12 protein-coding genes and 1 tRNA gene are annotated in these 17047 nt (G+C 71.2%); 8 read left to right on the top strand and 5 right to left on the bottom strand.

Annotated features, from left to right (window positions below; translation table 11 throughout):
• Positions 1 to 2: 2 nt before the first annotated feature.
• The 3 genes from glmU to ATL45_RS08910 all read right to left on the bottom strand — a co-directional run bounded on the left by glmU (position 3) and on the right by ATL45_RS08910 (position 3737).
• Positions 3 to 1547, bottom strand: coding sequence for a bifunctional UDP-N-acetylglucosamine diphosphorylase/glucosamine-1-phosphate N-acetyltransferase GlmU (glmU, locus tag ATL45_RS08920; protein WP_093155756.1), 1545 nt, complete (start codon positions 1545 to 1547; stop codon positions 3 to 5).
• A gap of 302 nt (positions 1548 to 1849) precedes the next feature.
• Entirely contained in the window at positions 1850 to 3607 is a 1758-nt protein-coding gene (locus ATL45_RS08915; protein WP_439332443.1) for a GGDEF domain-containing protein, read from the bottom strand.
• Positions 3608 to 3666: 59 nt separating this feature from the next.
• Positions 3667 to 3737 (bottom strand) — tRNA-Gln (locus tag ATL45_RS08910).
• 417 nt (positions 3738 to 4154) lie between these two features.
• Here ATL45_RS08910 and ATL45_RS08905 point away from each other — a divergent pair.
• The 4 genes from ATL45_RS08905 to ATL45_RS08890 all read left to right on the top strand — a co-directional run bounded on the left by ATL45_RS08905 (position 4155) and on the right by ATL45_RS08890 (position 12047).
• Positions 4155 to 5117 carry an acyl-CoA desaturase gene (locus tag ATL45_RS08905; RefSeq protein ID WP_093155754.1) on the top strand — a complete coding sequence of 321 codons (963 nt, stop codon included), beginning with the start codon at positions 4155 to 4157 and terminating at the stop codon, positions 5115 to 5117.
• 450 nt (positions 5118 to 5567) lie between these two features.
• A complete protein-coding gene (locus ATL45_RS08900) occupies positions 5568 to 6161 on the top strand; it encodes a TetR/AcrR family transcriptional regulator (protein WP_093155753.1) in 594 nt (197 codons plus the stop codon).
• A 401-nt stretch (positions 6162 to 6562) separates the two neighbouring features.
• Positions 6563 to 10156: a transcription-repair coupling factor gene (mfd, locus tag ATL45_RS08895; RefSeq protein ID WP_093155751.1), complete on the top strand. Its 3594-nt coding sequence runs from the start codon at positions 6563 to 6565 to the stop codon at positions 10154 to 10156.
• Between the two features lie 196 nt (positions 10157 to 10352).
• Positions 10353 to 12047, top strand: a complete 1695-nt coding sequence (locus tag ATL45_RS08890; RefSeq protein WP_093156002.1) for a BCCT family transporter — start codon at positions 10353 to 10355, stop codon at positions 12045 to 12047.
• Positions 12048 to 12093: 46 nt separating this feature from the next.
• Here ATL45_RS08890 and ATL45_RS08885 read toward each other — a convergent pair whose 3' ends face one another.
• Both ATL45_RS08885 and ATL45_RS08880 read right to left on the bottom strand, forming a co-directional pair.
• Positions 12094 to 12288: a ferredoxin gene (locus tag ATL45_RS08885; protein ID WP_093156000.1), complete on the bottom strand. Its 195-nt coding sequence runs from the start codon at positions 12286 to 12288 to the stop codon at positions 12094 to 12096.
• 20 nt (positions 12289 to 12308) lie between these two features.
• A complete protein-coding gene (locus ATL45_RS08880; protein WP_093155750.1) occupies positions 12309 to 13517 on the bottom strand; it encodes a cytochrome P450 in 1209 nt (402 codons plus the stop codon).
• Between the two features lie 89 nt (positions 13518 to 13606).
• On the opposite strand from ATL45_RS08880, the gene ATL45_RS08875 reads away from it, so the two are divergent.
• The 4 genes from ATL45_RS08875 to ATL45_RS08860 all read left to right on the top strand — a co-directional run bounded on the left by ATL45_RS08875 (position 13607) and on the right by ATL45_RS08860 (position 17009).
• Positions 13607 to 14257 (top strand): TetR/AcrR family transcriptional regulator, encoded by a 651-nt coding sequence (locus ATL45_RS08875; RefSeq protein ID WP_093155748.1) that lies wholly within the window; start codon positions 13607 to 13609, stop codon positions 14255 to 14257.
• 118 nt (positions 14258 to 14375) lie between these two features.
• Positions 14376 to 14918: a hypothetical protein gene (locus ATL45_RS08870; protein WP_093155747.1), complete on the top strand. Its 543-nt coding sequence runs from the start codon at positions 14376 to 14378 to the stop codon at positions 14916 to 14918.
• A gap of 88 nt (positions 14919 to 15006) precedes the next feature.
• Positions 15007 to 15936 (top strand): SurA N-terminal domain-containing protein, encoded by a 930-nt coding sequence (locus ATL45_RS08865; protein WP_093155745.1) that lies wholly within the window; start codon positions 15007 to 15009, stop codon positions 15934 to 15936.
• Between the two features lie 62 nt (positions 15937 to 15998).
• Positions 15999 to 17009: a nucleoside triphosphate pyrophosphohydrolase gene (locus ATL45_RS08860; RefSeq protein ID WP_093155743.1), complete on the top strand. Its 1011-nt coding sequence runs from the start codon at positions 15999 to 16001 to the stop codon at positions 17007 to 17009.
• Positions 17010 to 17047 lie beyond the last annotated feature (38 nt).

The raw sequence follows: 17047 nt of genomic DNA, 5'->3' as shown, positions 1-17047 counted from the left end.
GGTCATCGTCCCTCCCCGTTCGACGTCCGGCGTTGGACGTCTTCCGTCGGATTCGTGGTGGGTTCCTTCGCCAAGGCCTGCTGTGCGGCCTCGTCCGCCGGGGTGCCGGAGCGGCGCCTGGCCACCCAGCCCTCGACGTTGCGTTGCCTGCCGCGGGCGACGGCCATCGCCCCCGGCGGGACATCCTGGGTGATCGTCGAGCCGGCGGCGGTGTAGGCGCCGTCGCCGATCTCGACCGGGGCGACGAAGGTGTTGTCCGCGCCGGTGCGGGCGTGCGACCCGATCACGGTGCGGTGCTTGTTCACCCCGTCGTAGTTGACGAAGATCGTGGCCGCGCCGATGTTGGTGCGCGCACCGATCGTCGCGTCGCCGACGTAGGTCAGGTGCGGCACCTTGGTGCCCTCACCGATCTGGGCGTTCTTGGTCTCCACGAAGGTGCCGATCTTGCCCTTCGCGGCGAGCTCGGTGCCGGGGCGCAGGAACGCGAACGGTCCGACGCTCGCGCCCGGTCCGACCTCGGCGCCCTCGCCGTGGGTGCGCACGACGGACGCGCCGGGGTGCACGGTGCAGCCGGTCAGCGTGGTGTCCGGGCCGATGGTGGCGCCCTCGCCGACGGTCGTCCCGGCGCGCAGCTGCACGCCCGGCTCGATCAGCACGTCGCGGTCCAGCACCACGTCGCAGTCCAGCCACACCGAAGCGGGGTCGGTGATCGTGACGCCCGCGCGCATCCAGCGCAGCAGCAGGCGGCGGTTGAGCTCGGCACCGAGCCGGGACAGCTGCACCCGGTCGTTGACGCCCTCCACCAGCCACTGGTCGGCGCACACCAGCGCGCCCACCGGGCGGCCGTCGCCGCGCGCGATGGCCAGCACGTCGGTCAGGTAGAGCTCGCCCTGGGCGTTGTCGGTGGACAGCCGCTTGAGCGCGTCGGCGAGCACCTCGGCGTCGAAGGCGTAGACACCGGAGTTGATCTCGGTGATCTCCGCCTGCTCCGGGGTGGTGTCCTTCTGCTCCACGATTCCGGTGACGTTGCCGTCGGCGTCGCGCACGATCCGGCCGTAGCCGGTGGGCTCGTCGACCACGGCGGTGAGCACGGTGACCGCGTTGCCCGCACCGGTGTGCTCGGCGAGCAGCCCGCGCAGCGCTTCGCCGTCGAGCAGCGGCACGTCGCCGTAGCTGACCAGGACCGTGCCGGTGAGCCCGGACGGCAGGGCGCTGAGCCCGCAGGACACCGCGTGCCCGGTGCCCAGCTGCTGCTCCTGGACGGCGGTGCTGATCGGGAGGTCGAGCGCCGCGGCCACGCCGTCGAGGTGCTCGGCGACCGCATCGCGACCATGCCCCAGCACGACCACCAGCGAATCGGGTTCGACTCCGGCCGCAGCCCGGACGGCGTGCTCGACAAGCGGTCTGCCCGCGAGCCGGTGCAGCACCTTCGGGGTCGCCGATCGCATCCTGGTGCCCTCGCCTGCGGCGAGCACGATCGTGCTGACCGGGTCAGGATGTGCGTCGGCGCGGCGGGAGGAGGGCGGGGCGGTGTCGCCCTGGAGCATCTGCGCTCTCCCTTGATCTCTGTGCGGCTTGAGGTGGCCGGCAGTGCCTGTTGCGTCCAAGCGGGTGAAGGGTAACCGGACCGGCGCGGCTGCTGGTCCAGTGCCCCTGCGGGACTTCCGGCGGGTGCGATGGTACCGCTGAACAGGTGGGAGATGAGCTTCGACAGGCGTTCCGAGCTGGGCAAATGTGATCTTCGGAACGGCTCGTCAGTGACCGGTTCCACTCCTCTGCGCGACGGCCGGTGAGCACTTTCGGTCGACCTGTCCGGTTCGGGACGCCCGAGGTCGCCTACTCGATCGGGTTAGAGCGCGTCCGGCGGGATCCACACGGAGTGATCCTCGGAAGGATGGTTCGGCGGCGGGATCGCCCCGCCGGCGAGCGCCGCCACGCGGTTGCCGCCGCCGCGCTTCGCCTGGTACATCGCGGCGTCCGCGCGCGCCAGCACCTGCGCCGCCGACTCCTGCGGGCGCATCGCGACGACGCCGATCGACAGCGTGACGCCGTGGATGTGCTCGGCGGGCAAGCGGTCCACCGCTTCGACCGCGCGCTGCAACGCGGCCTCGGCCGCGCCCAGCGTCGCGCCCGGCAGGAGCACGACAAACTCGTCGCCGCCGTAGCGTGCGACGAAGTCGTCGGTGCGCAGCGTGTCGCGCAAGGTCAGCGCGACGATGCGCAGCACGTCGTCGCCCTCCGCGTGCGAGCAGCGGTCGTTGACGCCCTTGAACCCGTCGAGGTCGACCAGCGCCACCGTGAGCGGATCGGCGTCGGGTTCGTTGAGCAGCGCCTCCAGCCGGTCGTCGAGGGCGCGCCGGTTGGACAGGCCGGTCAGCGGGTCCTGCAGGGCCTGCCGGGTGATCGCGTCGTGCTTGTGGCTGAGCCGGGAGTGCTCCAGCCTGGTGACCAGAGTGGACAGCCGCGCCTGGCGCATGGTCCACAGCTCGGTCTCCAGCTCCAGCGCGTACTCGCGCAGCGCCTCGTGCACGTCGGCGCTGTCCAGCTCCGTCAGGTGGGCGTACTCGCGGGCCAGCGAGATGCGCAGCGTCGGCTCCGAGGTGTCGGAGTCCAGTTCTGCCCTGGTCTCGGAGAGCACCTGCACGGCGCGGTCGCCGCGGTTGGCGCGGGTGAGGCAGCGGGAGAGGGCGATCGCCACGATGATCTTCTCCCGCGGGTGGATCGCGCGGTCGAGGTCGCGCAGTATTTCCAGCCGCTCGATGTGCTCGGCGTGCGGTTGGGCGAGCGCGTGCGCGGCGCCGAGCACCGGCATCTGCTCGGCGGCCGGGCGGTCGGAGACGCGGGGGAACAGCGACTCGCGCCACGGGCCCTCGACGGCCACGGCGATGGCCGATGCGGTGGCGAAGCGGGCGGCGGCTTCCTCGTCCTGCCCGATGCGCTCCAGCCGCAGTCCCCAGCCGAGCAGCATCCGGCACCGGTTGATCATGTGCACCGCGATCTCGTGCGGGCCGCCGCTCTCGCGGATCCGCTGGTGGGCGCGGGCCATCACCTCGTCGGCCATCTCGTAGACGCCGAGCTGGGTGAGCACCAGGCCGATGTCGATCAGCGCGGTGGCCAGCAGCCGCTCCCAGGACCGGCGGCCGAGGGTGCGGTCGGGCACCAGTTCCTCGTCGAGCATCGCCAGGCCGTAGGCGATCTCGGTCAGCGCGGTGTCCTCGCTGCCGCCCAGCAGCGCGCGGCGGCCGCGGAGGGCGCGCGCGTCGGCCTGCAGCACGTCCAGGCCGTGGCGGCGGGAGTGCAGGAGGAGTTCGTCGAGCAGCGGGTCGGCGCTGTCCACCAGGCCCGGCGTGGCCAGCCGCATCGAAGCGCAGTGCCTCAGGAGCTGAGCGACGATCCTGGGTTCACCGCGGCGCTGCGCCTCGGCGAGCAGGTTGTCGGCTTCGCGGATCGTGCTGCGCTGGCCGGCCGGGTCGCTGTGCTGGCCGACCGCGTTCAGTTCGCGTGCGCGTCCCACCAACCACGCGTCGGACACCTCGCTCAGCGTGGTCACCGGGTCTTTGGGCACGGTGGTCGTGTCGTCGCGCAGCGGCGCACACCCCCTGTTCACCTCGCCTCCCGGCTGGTGCGCCTCGCCGCGCGCCGCGTCGAGTCCGGGAGGACCGCTCGCTCCGCCGCCAGGATTCGAACCTGGACCATCGGAACCAAAATCCGAGGTGCTGCCTTTACACCACGGCGGATCGGGCGTCGTCGCCCCTCGGTGCCGGCTTGTGACGCCCGGCACCGCTGCCCGAGCTTACCGGCCCGGGGCGACAGGCGGTGGTGCCCGGCCGACATCGTGACATGGCGGTCGGGGCAGGAGGGCGTCGGGCTCGCCGAGCCGCGGGTTCCGGGGCGGTTTCGCACGTAGGTGGGACGGGAACCGCAGGGGCGGGGTTGCGTGCTCGATCACTCTGTTCGGGTGAACGAGGGCGAACCGGACACGCCCGGACGGGCAAGACACGCCGCGAATTTGCCGCGCGGGGGTGACGATTCGGCATCGAAGAACTTACGCTAGCGTAGGTTACGGTCCCGTAGGGTGGAGGTGTTGCGGGACCGTGCAGCCCGGCGCCGATCGCAGTTTTCCCACCTCCTCAACGCCATTCGAGGTATTGAGCATGACAGCAGCAACCGAGGGTGTTGCTCCTCCGAAGGCCGAATCCGGGCCCAAACCGCTGACGACGGGGCCCCAGTCCGCTGGGCGTTCGTCCCTCGTGTACGCGTTTCTCCTGATTCCGATGGCCGCGCTGATCGCTTCGATCCCAGTGCTCTGGGGCTGGGGCATCGGACCGGTCGACATCGCGCTGGCCGTGGCCTTCTGGATGATCAGCGGCCTCGGTGTCACGGTCGGCTTCCACCGCTACTTCACGCACGGGTCGTTCAAGGCCAACCGCGGCGTGAAGTACGCCCTGGCCATCGCCGGGATGATGGCGGTGCAGGGCCCGGTGATCACCTGGGTCGCCGACCACCGCAGGCACCACGCCTTCTCCGACCGCGAGGGCGACCCGCACTCGCCGTGGCTGTTCGGCACCTCGGCGGTGGCGCTGACCAAGGGCTTCTGGCACTCCCACATGGGCTGGATGTTCAAGCGGGAGATGACCAACGAGGACAGGTTCGCCCCGGACCTGCTCAAGGACCGGCAGCTCGTGAAGCTCAACAGCCTGTTCGCGGTGTGGACGGCGCTGAGCTTCCTGCTGCCCGCGCTGCTGGGCGGGCTGATCACCTGGTCCTGGTGGGGCGCGCTGACGGCCTTCTTCTGGGCCGGACTGGTGCGCGTGTCGTTCCTGCACCACATCACGTGGTCGGTGAACTCGATCTGCCACATGATCGGTGAGCGCCCGTTCAAGAGCCGGGACAAGGCGGCGAACTTCTGGCCGCTGGCGATCCTGTCCTTCGGCGAGTCCTGGCACAACTCCCACCACGCCGACCCGACCTGCGCCCGGCACGGCGTGCTGCGCGGCCAGCTGGACATCTCGGCGCGGGTGATCTGGTTCTTCGAGAAGGTCGGCTGGGCCTGGAAGGTCCGCTGGCCCAACGAGAAGCGCCTCGCGCGCATCGCGGTCACCGAGTACAAGGGCTGACCCTCTCCGATTCCGGTGGTCGCCTTGCGTGGCGGTGCCGGTAGCGGAACCTCAGAGGCCGCCTGGCTGCGGGATCCCGTTCTGATGTATGTCCGATACACGGCGAACGGGCTGTCCTCGCCAGGCGACCTCTGAGAACCCGCGGCGGTGCGAGTTGCGAGGGTGGGCTATGCGCCTGCGGCGCATGCGACATCCAGCTCCCGGTGCCGATCGCCCTTCGCGGTCGCCTTTCACCACCGAAAGTGGTTGGCCCCGCTTGCCCGACACCGCGTGCTGTCGGATCGAGGTCGAGAAGTGCCCGTTCGGCGGTTGCCGAGCGGCAATTTTTTCGCGCGGGTCGGCACACAGCTGTCGGTCTTGCCGCCTAGGGTGGTGCGAGTGGTATCACGGCGACGCGGGCGGAACGCGCCCGAACCGGGGCAGCCTTCGGGGCGCACCGCACGGGTCCGGATGACGGGGAAGGAACGTCGGCAGCAGCTGCTCGACGTGGCCCGCGCGTTGTTCGCGGAGAAGGGCTTCGACGGCACCTCCATCGAGGAGATCGCGCACCGCGCCGGGGTGTCCAAGCCCGTGGTGTACGAGCACTTCGGCGGGAAGGAAGGCGTGTACGCGGTCGTGGTGGACCGCGAGATGCGCAACCTGCTGGACCTGGTCGTCTCCGCGCTGTCGGCGGGGCATCCGCGCGACCTGCTGGAGCAGGCGGCGCGGGCGCTGCTGGACTACATCGACAACAACACCGACGGCTTCCGCGTGCTGGTCCGGGACTCGCCGGTGGCCAGCAACAGCGGCACCTTCTCCAGCCTGCTCAACGACATCGCCAGCCAGGTCGAGCACATCCTCGCGCTGCAGTTCAGCGCCCGCGGCTACGACGCGAAGCTGGCCCCGCTCTACAGCCAGGCCCTGGTGGGCATGGTCGCGCTGACCGGCCAGTGGTGGCTGGAGGCGCACAAGCCGAAGAAGGAAGAGGTGGCCGCGCACCTGGTCAACCTCGCCTGGAACGGTCTGTCCCACCTGGAGCACAAGCCCCGCCTGTCCACCAAGTAGCCGTCGAGTGGCCGGTCACCGTGCGCGGGCCCGGGCCACCAGTGGTCCGAGACGCTGCCGGTCCGCGATTTCAATGGAAATTGGATGTCCAATTTCCATTGAAATCGCGCAACTTCCGACACCCCGTCGGCGTGTCGCGAGGCGACACGCCGACGGGGTGCGATTTCCATTGAAATTGGATGGCTGATTTCCATTGAAATTGCGGAGGTCGCTCTCCGGGGGCGGGGTGTCGATCCGGCGTGGCGACGGTTCGGGGGGGGGTCGGGCTGTTGGGGCGTCGGGTCGCTGGGTTGGTGTCCGGGCGGAGTCGTAGTCTGGGGTCGTCGCTCCTCCCGGCGTGACGTTTCCGTCCCGGGCAGGGGTGTGTCCGCATTTCGCGATCTCTGCTGCGAGGTAGCTCCATGAGCCAGGCCGGTCCCCTGCGCGGACTGCTCCACATCGTGCTGCGCGATCCCGCGTTCCAGCAGGTCGTCAAGGCCGCAGGCCGACCGCGGCTGGTCCTGGAGGGCCCGGTCGCGGCGCGTTCGCTGACCGCCGCGTCGCTGGCCGCCGCGGACGGCGCCGACCGCCCGGTGCTGCTGGTCACCGCCACCGGCCGGGAGGCCGAGGAGGCCGCCGCCGCGGTCTCCGACCTGCTCGGGCCGGGCGGCGTGGAGGTGTTCCCGTCCTGGGAAACCCTGCCGCACGAACGGCTTTCCCCGCGCGCGGACACCGTGGGCAGGCGGCTGTCGGTGCTGCGCCGCCTCGCGCACCCCGAAGAGCACGCGCACGGCCAGGTCAAAGTTCTCGTCACGACCGTGCGCAGCCTGATCCAGCCGATCGCGCCGGGCCTGGGCGAGCTGCGCCCGGTGCGGCTGTCGGTCGGCGTCGAGCACGACTTCGAAGAGCTGGTGGAGCGGCTCGCCGCGCTGGCCTACGACCGGGTCGACATGGTGGAGAAGCGCGGTGAGTTCGCGGTGCGCGGCGGCATCGTCGACGTGTTCCCGCCGACCGAGGAGCACCCGCTGCGGGTGGAGTTCTGGGGCGACGAGGTCACCGAGATCCGCCCGTTCGCGGTGGCCGACCAGCGCTCGCTGGCGGACGCGCAGGACACCGAGCTGTTCGCCCCGGCCTGCCGGGAGCTGCTGATCAGCGACCAGGTCGCCGAGCGCGCCGCGAAGCTCGCCGAGCAGCACCAGACCGACACCCACCTCGCGGAGATGCTCGGCAAGATCGCCGGCGGCGCGCCGGTGGAGGGCATGGAGGCGCTGATCCCGGCGCTGTGCGAAGGCGAGATGCAGCTGCTGACGGATCTGCTGCCGACCGGCACGCACGTGCTGCTGGCCGATCCGGAGAAGATCCACGCCCGCGCCGCGGACCTGGTGCGCACCGGCCAGGAGTTCCTGGAGGCGTCCTGGATGGTCGCCGCGGACGGTGGCAAGGCGCCGATCGACCTCGGCGCGTCGGCCTACCGCAGCCTGGCCGAGGTCGCCGAGCACACCGTGTCCGCCGGCCTGCCCTGGTGGCCGCTGACCCAGCTGACCAGCGAAGAGGGCGAGGACGACGAGGTCATCCGGCTGGTCCTCAAGCAGGTCGACGCCTATCGCGGCGAGATCGAGCGGGCCTTCGCGGACCTGCGCGCGCACACCGCATCGGGCGGAGCGGCGATGCTGGTCGTGGCGGGCGCGGGCACCGCGCAGCGTGCGGTGCAGCAGCTGCGCGAGGCCGAGCTGCCGGCGCGGCTGGCCGAGGACGGGCTGGAGACCGAGCCCGAAGCGGGCGTCGTCACGGTGGTGCGCGGCGGCCTGGAGGACGGCTTCGCCGCGCCCGGCATCGCGCTGGTGGTGCTCACCGAGGCGGACCTGACCGGCGGTCGCGGCGGGACGTCGACCAAGGACATGCGGCGGATGCCGTCGCGGCGGCGCAACGCGGTCGACCCGCTGGCGCTCAAGGCCGGCGACTTCGTGGTGCACGAGCAGCACGGCATCGGCAAGTACGTGGAGATGGTGCAGCGCACCGTCGGCGGTGCCACCCGCGAGTACCTGGTGCTGGAGTACGCGGCGAGCAAGCGCGGCCAGCCCGGCGACCGGCTGTTCGTGCCCACCGACCAGCTCGACGAGGTCAGCCGGTACGTCGGCGGCGAGACGCCGACGCTGAACAAGCTCGGCGGGTCGGACTGGAAGAACACCAAGGCCAAGGCCCGCAAGGCGGTCAAGGAGATCGCCGCCGAGCTGGTGCAGCTCTACGCCGCCCGGCAGTCCTCGCCCGGGCACGCCTTCGGCGCGGACACCCCGTGGCAGCGGGAGCTGGAGGACGCCTTCCCCTACACCGAGACCGGTGATCAGCTGGCCGCCATCGACGAGGTCAAGGCGGACATGCAGCGCCCGGTGCCGATGGACCGGGTGATCTGCGGCGACGTCGGCTACGGCAAGACCGAGATCGCGGTGCGCGCGGCGTTCAAGGCGGTGCAGGACGGCAAGCAGGTCGCCGTGCTGGTGCCGACCACGCTGCTCGCCCAGCAGCACCTGAACACCTTCACCGACCGGATGCGCTCGTTCCCGGTGAACATCAAGGGCCTGTCCCGGTTCACCGACCCGATGGAGTCCGAGCAGACCGTCAAGGGCCTGGCCGACGGCGAGGTCGACATCGTGATCGGCACCCACCGGCTGCTGCAGACCGGCATCCGCTACAAGGACCTGGGGCTGGTGATCGTCGACGAGGAGCAGCGCTTCGGCGTCGAGCACAAGGAGCACATCAAGGCCCTGCGCACGCACGTGGACGTGCTGACCATGTCCGCGACGCCCATCCCGCGGACGCTGGAGATGAGCATGGCGGGCATCCGCGAGATGTCGACCATCCTCACCCCGCCGGAGGAGCGGCACCCGATCCTCACCTACGTCGGCGCCTACGACCAGAAGCAGGTCGCCGCCGCGATCCGCCGCGAGCTGCTGCGCGACGGCCAGGTGTTCTTCGTGCACAACCGGGTGAACGACATCGAGAAGGTGGCGCGGCAGCTGCGCGAGCTGGTGCCGGAGGCGCGGATCGTCACCGCGCACGGGCAGATGAACGAGGACCGGCTGGAGAAGATCATCCAGGGGTTCTGGGAGCGCGAGCACGACGTGCTGGTGTGCACCACGATCGTGGAGACCGGCCTGGACATCTCCAACGCCAACACGCTGATCGTGGACCGCTCCGACCTGCTCGGCCTCGCCCAGCTGCACCAGCTGCGCGGCCGCGTCGGGCGAGCGCGGGAGCGCGGCTACGCCTACTTCCTGTACCCGCCGGAGAAGCCGCTGACCGACACCGCGCACGACCGGCTGGCGACCATCGCGCAGAACTCCGAGCTGGGCGCGGGCATGGCGGTGGCCATGAAGGACCTGGAGATCCGCGGCGCGGGCAACATCCTCGGCGCCGAGCAGTCCGGGCACATCGCGGGCGTGGGCTTCGACCTGTACGTCCGGCTGGTCGGCGAGGCGGTGGACGCCTTCCGCAAGCACGCGGGTGCCGAGCCCGGCGAGGCGGAGGAGGAGCTCACCGACGTCCGGGTGGACCTGCCGCTCGACGCGCACATCCCGCACGACTACGTGCCGGGCGAGCGGCTGCGCCTGGAGGCCTACCGCAAGCTGGCGGCGGCCGCCGACGAGGAGGCGCTGGAAGCGGTGCGCGCCGAGCTGGCCGACCGGTACGGGCCGCTGCCGGAGCCGGTGGAGCGGTTGCTGAAGGTGGCGCGGTTCCGGCAGCGCTGCCGGGAGCACGGTGTCCGCGAGGTGACGCTGCAGGGCGCGTCGCTGCGCTTGGCGCCGCTGGAGCTGCTGGACTCCAAGCAGGTGCGCCTCAAGCGCCTGTACCCGAAGGCGGTCTACAAGCCGGCGGTGCGCACGGTGTCGGTGCCGCGCCCGACGGAAGGAGCGGCCGGCGGCCGCATGGGCGCCCCGCCGCTGCGCGACGACGCCCTCCTGGAGTGGTGCGAGAAGTTCCTCGCCGACCTCACCACGGCCCCGGCCCCGACCGCCTGAAGTTCCGTTTCCGCTGGCCAACTGCCGTGAGTGCTTTGTGGTGCTATAGCCCCCCAAAGCACTCACGGGTCACCACCAGCGGAAACCGGGCGTTGCTCGGGTGCTCGGCGTTGCGGATCTCGTCCTGAGTTGCCGAGATCGGCAGGTGGCGTGACCGTTGATCCGGCTCCGCATCGGTCACGAGGAGGCGCTGATCATGACCAGGAAGGCCTCTGAACCGGACAAGGCCCGTCCGGACATCCCGCGGTCGCCGGAAGCCTTCGCCGCCGCGCACCGCACCGATCTGCTGGTCTTCGGCGTCACCGCGGTCATCACGGTGGTCTTCGTCGGCTGGGGCGTGATCTCCACGGAGTCGCTGGCCGTGGTGTCCAGCTCGCTGCTGTCCTGGCTGGTGACCAACATCGGCTGGGGCTTCGTGCTCGCCTCCACCGGCTTCGTGGTGTTCGCGCTGTGGCTGGCGTTCAGCCGCTACGGCGCCATCCCGCTCGGCAAGGACGACGAGGAGCCCGAGTTCCGCACCGTGTCGTGGATCGCGATGATGTTCAGCGCGGGCATGGGCATCGGGCTGATGTTCTTCGGCGTGGCCGAACCGCTGGCGCACTTCGTGGAGCCGCCGCCCGGCACCGTGGCGCCGCTCAGCGACGCGGCGGTGGAGACCGCGATGGCCACCTCGCTGTTCCACTGGACGCTGCACCCGTGGGCGATCTACGCGGTGGTCGGGCTGTCCATCGCCTACTGCAGCTTCCGCCGCGGCCGCAAGCAGCTGATCAGCGCGGTGTTCACGCCGTTGATCGGCAAGCGCGGCGCGGAGGGCCCGATCGGCAAGCTGATCGACATCCTCGCGCTGTTCGCGACGCTGTTCGGCTCGGCGGCCTCGCTCGGGCTGGGCACGCTGCAGATCCGCAGCGGCATGCAGGCGGCCGGCTGGATCGGCGCGGTCGGCAACACCGTGCTGGTGCTGATCATCGTGGTGCTGACGGTGTGCTTCATCGCCTCGGCGGTGTCCGGCGTGTCGAAGGGCATCCAGTGGCTGTCCAACATCAACATGGTGCTGGCCGCGGTGCTGGCGGTCTTCGTGTTCGTGGCAGGCCCGACGGTGTTCATCCTCGATCTGCTGCCCACCACCATCGGCGTCTACCTGCGCGACTTCGGCGAGATGGCCTCGCGCTCCGGCGCCACCGGCGGCGCGGCGATGAACGACTGGCTGTCCAGCTGGACGATCTTCTACTGGGCGTGGTGGATCTCTTGGACGCCGTTCGTCGGCATGTTCATCGCCCGCATCAGCCGCGGCCGCACCATCCGCCAGTTCGTCGGCGGCGTGATCCTGGTGCCCAGCGTGGTCAGCCTGGTGTGGTTCGCGATCTTCGGCGGCACCTCGATCAACGTGCAGCAGCGCGGGATCGACGTCTACCGCAGCGGCGGCGAGGAGGCGCAGACCTTCCGGGTGCTGGAGACGCTGCCGCTGTCGACGCTCACCACGATCCTGGTGATGGTGCTGGTGGCGATCTTCTTCGTCTCCGGCGCGGACGCGGCTTCGGTGGTGATGGGCACGCTGTCCCAGCGGGGTTCGATCGACCCGAAGCGGTGGATGGTGGTGTTCTGGGGCGCCGCGACGGGTGCGGTGGCCGCGATCATGCTCATCGTCGGCGGCGAGGACGCGCTCAGCGGCATCCAGAACCTGACGTTCCTGGCATCGGCCCCGTTCGCGGTGGTGATGGTGCTGCTCTGCGTGGCGCTCCTGAAGGACCTGCGCGAGGACCCGATGATGCAGCGCGAGGAGAAGGGCGCCCAGGTCCTGGAGCAGGCGGTCATCGCGGGCACCGAGCGCCACGGCGACTTCCAGCTGGAGGTCGGCCCCGTCGAGGACGACCCCGACGACGAGTCGCGGTGAAGGGCGCCTCCGAGCCCGGAGGTGCCCTTCACCGGTCACTCCCCGGTCAGTCCTCGGCGGTGATGGCCGCGGCCGGGCACATCGCGACCGCCTGGCGGACGTCCTCGGCCAGCTGCTCCGGAGGGTTCGCGTCGAGCAGCACGACGACGCCGTCCTCGTCGCGCTGGTCGAACACGGCCTCGGCGGTCAGCACGCACTGGCCGGACCCGACGCACTTGTCCTGGTCCACGGTCACCTTCATGTCGTCCTCCTCGTTCGCGGTCACCAGGTCACCGGGAGCTCCGAGACGCCCCCGGTGATGGTGGGGCGCACCGGCAGCTCGTCCGCGTCCTCGGCCAGCCGCATGCCGGGCAGGCGCCGGGCGAGGGTGGCGAAGACGATCCGCAGCTCGGTGCGGGCGAGACTGGCTCCGATGCAGAAGTGTGCCCCGTGCCCGAAGCCGAGGTGGGTGCGTTCGGCGCGATCGGGGTCGAAGGTTTCGGCGTCGGCGTAGGCGGACTCGTCGCGGTTGGCGGCGTTGACCGACAGGATCACCGCGTCACCGGCGCGGATCTCGACGCCGCCGACGTCGAGATCGGTGTGGGCGTAGCGCAGCAGGCCGAGGTCGCCGGGAGCTCCGAGCCGCATGATCTCCTCGACGGTGGCGTCGACCCGCCCGGTGTCGGCGGTCAGCGCCGCCCACTGCTCCGGGCGCGTCATCAGGAACAGCACGCCCAGGCCGATGCGGTTGACCGTGGTCTCGTGCCCGGCGAAGAGCAGCCCGACGCAGAGCCGGACCATCTCGGCGTAGTCGAAGGTCTCGTCGGTGCTCTGGGCGCGCACGAGGTCGGAGATGACGTCCTCGCCCAGCGCGCCGCGCTTTGCCTCGGCCAGCCCGGCCATGTAACGGCTGAACTCCTCGCGCGCCCGGTGCGCCTCGCCGTCCGCGGACGGGCTGGCCATCCGCTCGGACAGCGAGTGGAAGAGCTCGCGGTCGCTCTCGGGCACGCCCAGCAGCCGGCAGATGACCGCCACCGGCAGCGGGAACGCCAGCCCCGCGTGCAGGTCGACGACCCCGTCCGGCGCGGCGTCGTGCTCGGCGATCAGCCGGTCCAGGTAGCCGTCGACGAGTTCCTGCACGTGATCGGAGAGCATCCGCATCCGCTTGGCGGAGAACGCCGGGGTGAGCAGCCGGCGCATCCGCGCGTGGTCGGCCTCCTCGGTCTCGTAGCTGCCGGTGGGCCCGTCCTGCACCGCGGCGGTGGTGATCCGCGAAGCGCGCTCGGGCTCGGGGTGGGAACGTCCGAGCCGCTTGTCGCCGAGCAGCGCCCGGACCTCGTCGTAGCGGGTGACCAGCCATGCTGGGTCGCCTGCCGGAGTCGTCACCGGGGTGACCGGTGCGGCGCGCCGCAGCACCTCGTACAGCGGGGCGATGTCGAGGATGTTCGGCCGTTCGAAGGGCAGCTGCAGGCGTTCGGCGGCAGTGCTCATGGTTCCTCCCGCATTTATTGGCAGACAGTGCCAATAATGTTCGGGTCGGTTAAGGTGTGTCAACGCCCGTTCGTCCGCCGGAGGTGCAGATGGTCCAGCGGACCACCCGCCGCGGTCGCCCGCCGGCGAGCGAGGAGCAGCGCAAGCAGCAGCGGCTGGACATCTCCCGCCACGCGGTGCGGCTGTTCCGCGAGCAGGGCGTGGCGGCGACGTCCGGTGAGCAGATCGCGAGGGCGGCCGGAGTCTCCGAGCGCACGCTGTGGCGTTGCTTCCGCAGCAAGGAGGCCTGCGTCGAGCCGCTGCTGACCAAGACGCTCGACGCCTTCCAGGACGTGCTGCGCAGCTGGCCGCCCGAGCTGGAGCTGGCCGAGCACCTGCGCGCCGCCTACACGCCGGCGACCGAGTGGTCCGACGTCGAAGCGGTCCTCGCGGTCATCCGCATGACGCACGACGAGCCCGCGCTGCGCGCGGCTTACCTGGTGCTGAGGGAGCGCGCGGAGCCCACCTTCGTCGACGTCCTCGCCGAGCGCCTGGGCGTTCCGGGCGATGCGCTCGAAGTCCGGATGCAGGCCGCCGCTGTGAGCGCGGCGCTGCGCGCGGCGACCGACGAGCTGGTGGCCATCACGGCGGGAGGCGTGGACCCGGAAGTCCTGCAGGAGCACCGAGAACGCCTCGCCGACGCCCTCCGCTCCATCACCCGCGGCCCGATCGGTTCGTGTCCACAGAGGACTTCCGGCTGATCTCCGGTTCGCCGGGAGGGTCGCGAGATGTGCTGAAGATCAGTTCGCTCCGGCGGGAACCGCGCGCGGTGCGGCGCGTCTGAGGGGAAAAGGTCCCCGTGTCGGAGAGGTTCTACCGATGTTGTTGCGCAGCAAGCTGTTCCTGGCCGCCGGATCGATCGCGCTGTCCGCGCTGGCGGTGACGGGCTGCTCGGCGGGTGCGCAGCCGGCGCCCGCGGACGCGCCGCAGCAGGTGCGGTCCCTGCAGTCCGCGACTTCGGAGCAGGCGAGCGGCTTCCGGGCCGCCGCGGACGAGCCGGCCATCCGCGCGGGTGTGCACGGCAAGGAGGAGCGCGTGGTCTTCGACTTCAGCGGGCTGTCGGGCGTCGACGGCGTCAAGCTGATGAACCACGAGCTGAACGGGCAGTCCCCGGTGTGGGGCGGGTCCGGCGAGAAGGTCGAAGGCATGAGCGGCACCAGATTCCTGCACATCCGCATCGAGGTGGCGGATCCGGAGCGCCGCACGGCGGGGCCGCAGACCTTCGGCCAGTCCCTGGCCAAGAGCGCGGTGGTGAACGACAACTCCCACGGCACCGGCGAGCTGACCATCGGCCTGTCCCGGAACGTCGACTACGACGTCGTGGTCGAGGGCGAGAAGGTCATCGTCAACATGTCCGCCTGACCGGTCGCGGCAGCCCTACCGCGAGATCAACCGATGGGACTCCGAAAAGCGCCTTCACCGGAGGTTGATCTCGTGAGAGGGTGCGGCTGTGAGCTTCCGCACGCGCCATGGGCGCCTTCTCGCTTCGATCGCCGCGGCCGGACTGCTGCTCGCCGGTTGCGGCTCCGGGCCCAGCCAGGCCGGTGCTGCCGCGATCGTCGGGGACACCCGGATCCCGGTCACCGACGTGCAGTCCTGGTTCACCGAGGTGCTCGAGCGGCAGCCGGAGGTCAAGTCGCAGCTGCGCGAGCAGGGCGCGATGGACGACCTCGGGCGGCAGCTGGCCTCGCAGCTGGTGCGGCAGGAGCTGCTGGAGCAGACCGCGCGCGACGAGCGGCTGACCGTCACGGATCAGCAGATCGCGGCGCGGCTCGGTGAGCTGGGCGGGCCGGAGGCGGCCACCGAGGGCATGATCTACGGCCCGCAGGAGGCCGGCGAGATGGTCCGCACCCAGCTGCTGACCGCCGAGCTGGGCCGCAAGTACATCGACCGGCTGGCGGTCACCTTCGACCTCACCCAGGCCAGCACCCGCCGGGAGGCGGAGGAGAAGGCCCGGCGGATGGCGCTCGGCCCGCAGCAGGCCGCGGAGCTGGTCGCCGAGGACAAGGCGGCCGGGCTGCTGGCCGGGGCCGATCAGCAGCTGCGCCCGGCGGAGAGCCTCCAGCTCGCGGCCACCACGCCGCTCTTCGGAGCCGCACCGGGCACTGTGCTGGCCTTCGAGCAGACGCCGCAGAGCAGCCAGTGGCTCGTCGTCCGGATCAAGGACCGCAGGGTCGACGCCGCGCCGCAGCAGGTGAACGGCGTGGAGGACGGGGCGCTGCAGCAGTTCGGCACGTACCTGCTCGGCATCACGGCCGACCGGGCCGGGGTGCAGCTCAGCCCGCGGTACGGCGTGTGGGACCCGGTGAGCCTGGCGGCGGTGCCGAGCGCGGGCGAGACCACCGGCTTCCGCCTGCAGGGGACCGCCCAGCAGTCCTGAGGTGACCAACGACTCGGTGGATGTGGCCACGGGGCGGTTTCGGGACTTGCGACAATTGCAGCATGAGCGAAGCGCGGGTGGCGGAAGGTTCTGCGGTCGTCCTGGTCGACGACCGGCTCGGTGAAGTCGTGCCCGCCGCGGCGGTGCCGCTGCTGCGCGGTGCCGCCGTCTTCGCCGAACCCGGCCTCGCCCCTGCTGCGCGCGAGGCGCTCGGCGCGCCTGAACCGCCCGCCGACCTGCTGGCCCGGGCCGCTGGTGAGCCGGTCGTGCTGTTCGTCGGCGATCTCGGCTGCGCCGACGCCGAAGCGCTGCGCGCCGCCGGTGCCCAGGTGATCGGCGCGCCCGCTCCGGCCGGGCTGGAGCTGCTGGACGCCGTGACGGTGATGGACCGGCTGCGCTCGCCGGGCGGCTGCCCGTGGGACGCCGAGCAGAACCACGACACGCTGCGCCAGTACCTCGTCGAGGAGACCTACGAGCTGCTGGACGCCATCGCTGACCGCGATCGGGAGGCGCTGCGCGAGGAGCTCGGCGACGTGCTGCTGCAGGTGCTGTTCCACGCGCGGGTCGCCGCCGAGGACGCGGCCGATCCGTTCGACATCGACGCGGTCGCTGCGGGGCTGGTCAGCAAGCTCGTGTCGCGGCATCCGCACGTGTTCGCCGACGGTTCGGCGGAGCTGGACGCGGAGTCCCAGCACGCCCGCTGGGAAGAGCTGAAGCAGCAGGAGAAGCAGCGCGAGTCCATTGTGGACGGCGTGGCGCTGGGGCAGCCGGCGGTGGCGCTCGCGGCCAAGCTGGTGCAGCGCGCCAACCGCGCCGGAATCCCGGCGGAGGCTCTGCCGTCCGGTGAATCACCAGGTGAGGCGCTGTTCGCCATCGCCGCGCGCACCAAGCTCGCCGGTGGTGACCCGGAGGACGAACTGCGCGCGGTGGCGCTGGCCTTCGCCGAGCGGATCCGCACGGCCGAGCGGCGGGCGCGGGAGTCCGGCCGGGAGCCCGCGGAGCTCGCGGCGGACGAGTGGCGCGAGCTGATGTCGGATTTGTCTGACCCCGTCGCGGTGCGCTCCAAGCCGTGACGCACACTGGCCGCGGGCGCGTCGGCTGACGAACGCGG

It is taken from the genome of Saccharopolyspora antimicrobica (assembly GCF_003635025.1).
In the GTDB taxonomy this organism is placed as follows: Bacteria; Actinomycetota; Actinomycetes; order Mycobacteriales; family Pseudonocardiaceae; genus Saccharopolyspora; species Saccharopolyspora antimicrobica.
This window is presented reverse-complemented; position numbering and strand designations above follow the sequence as displayed.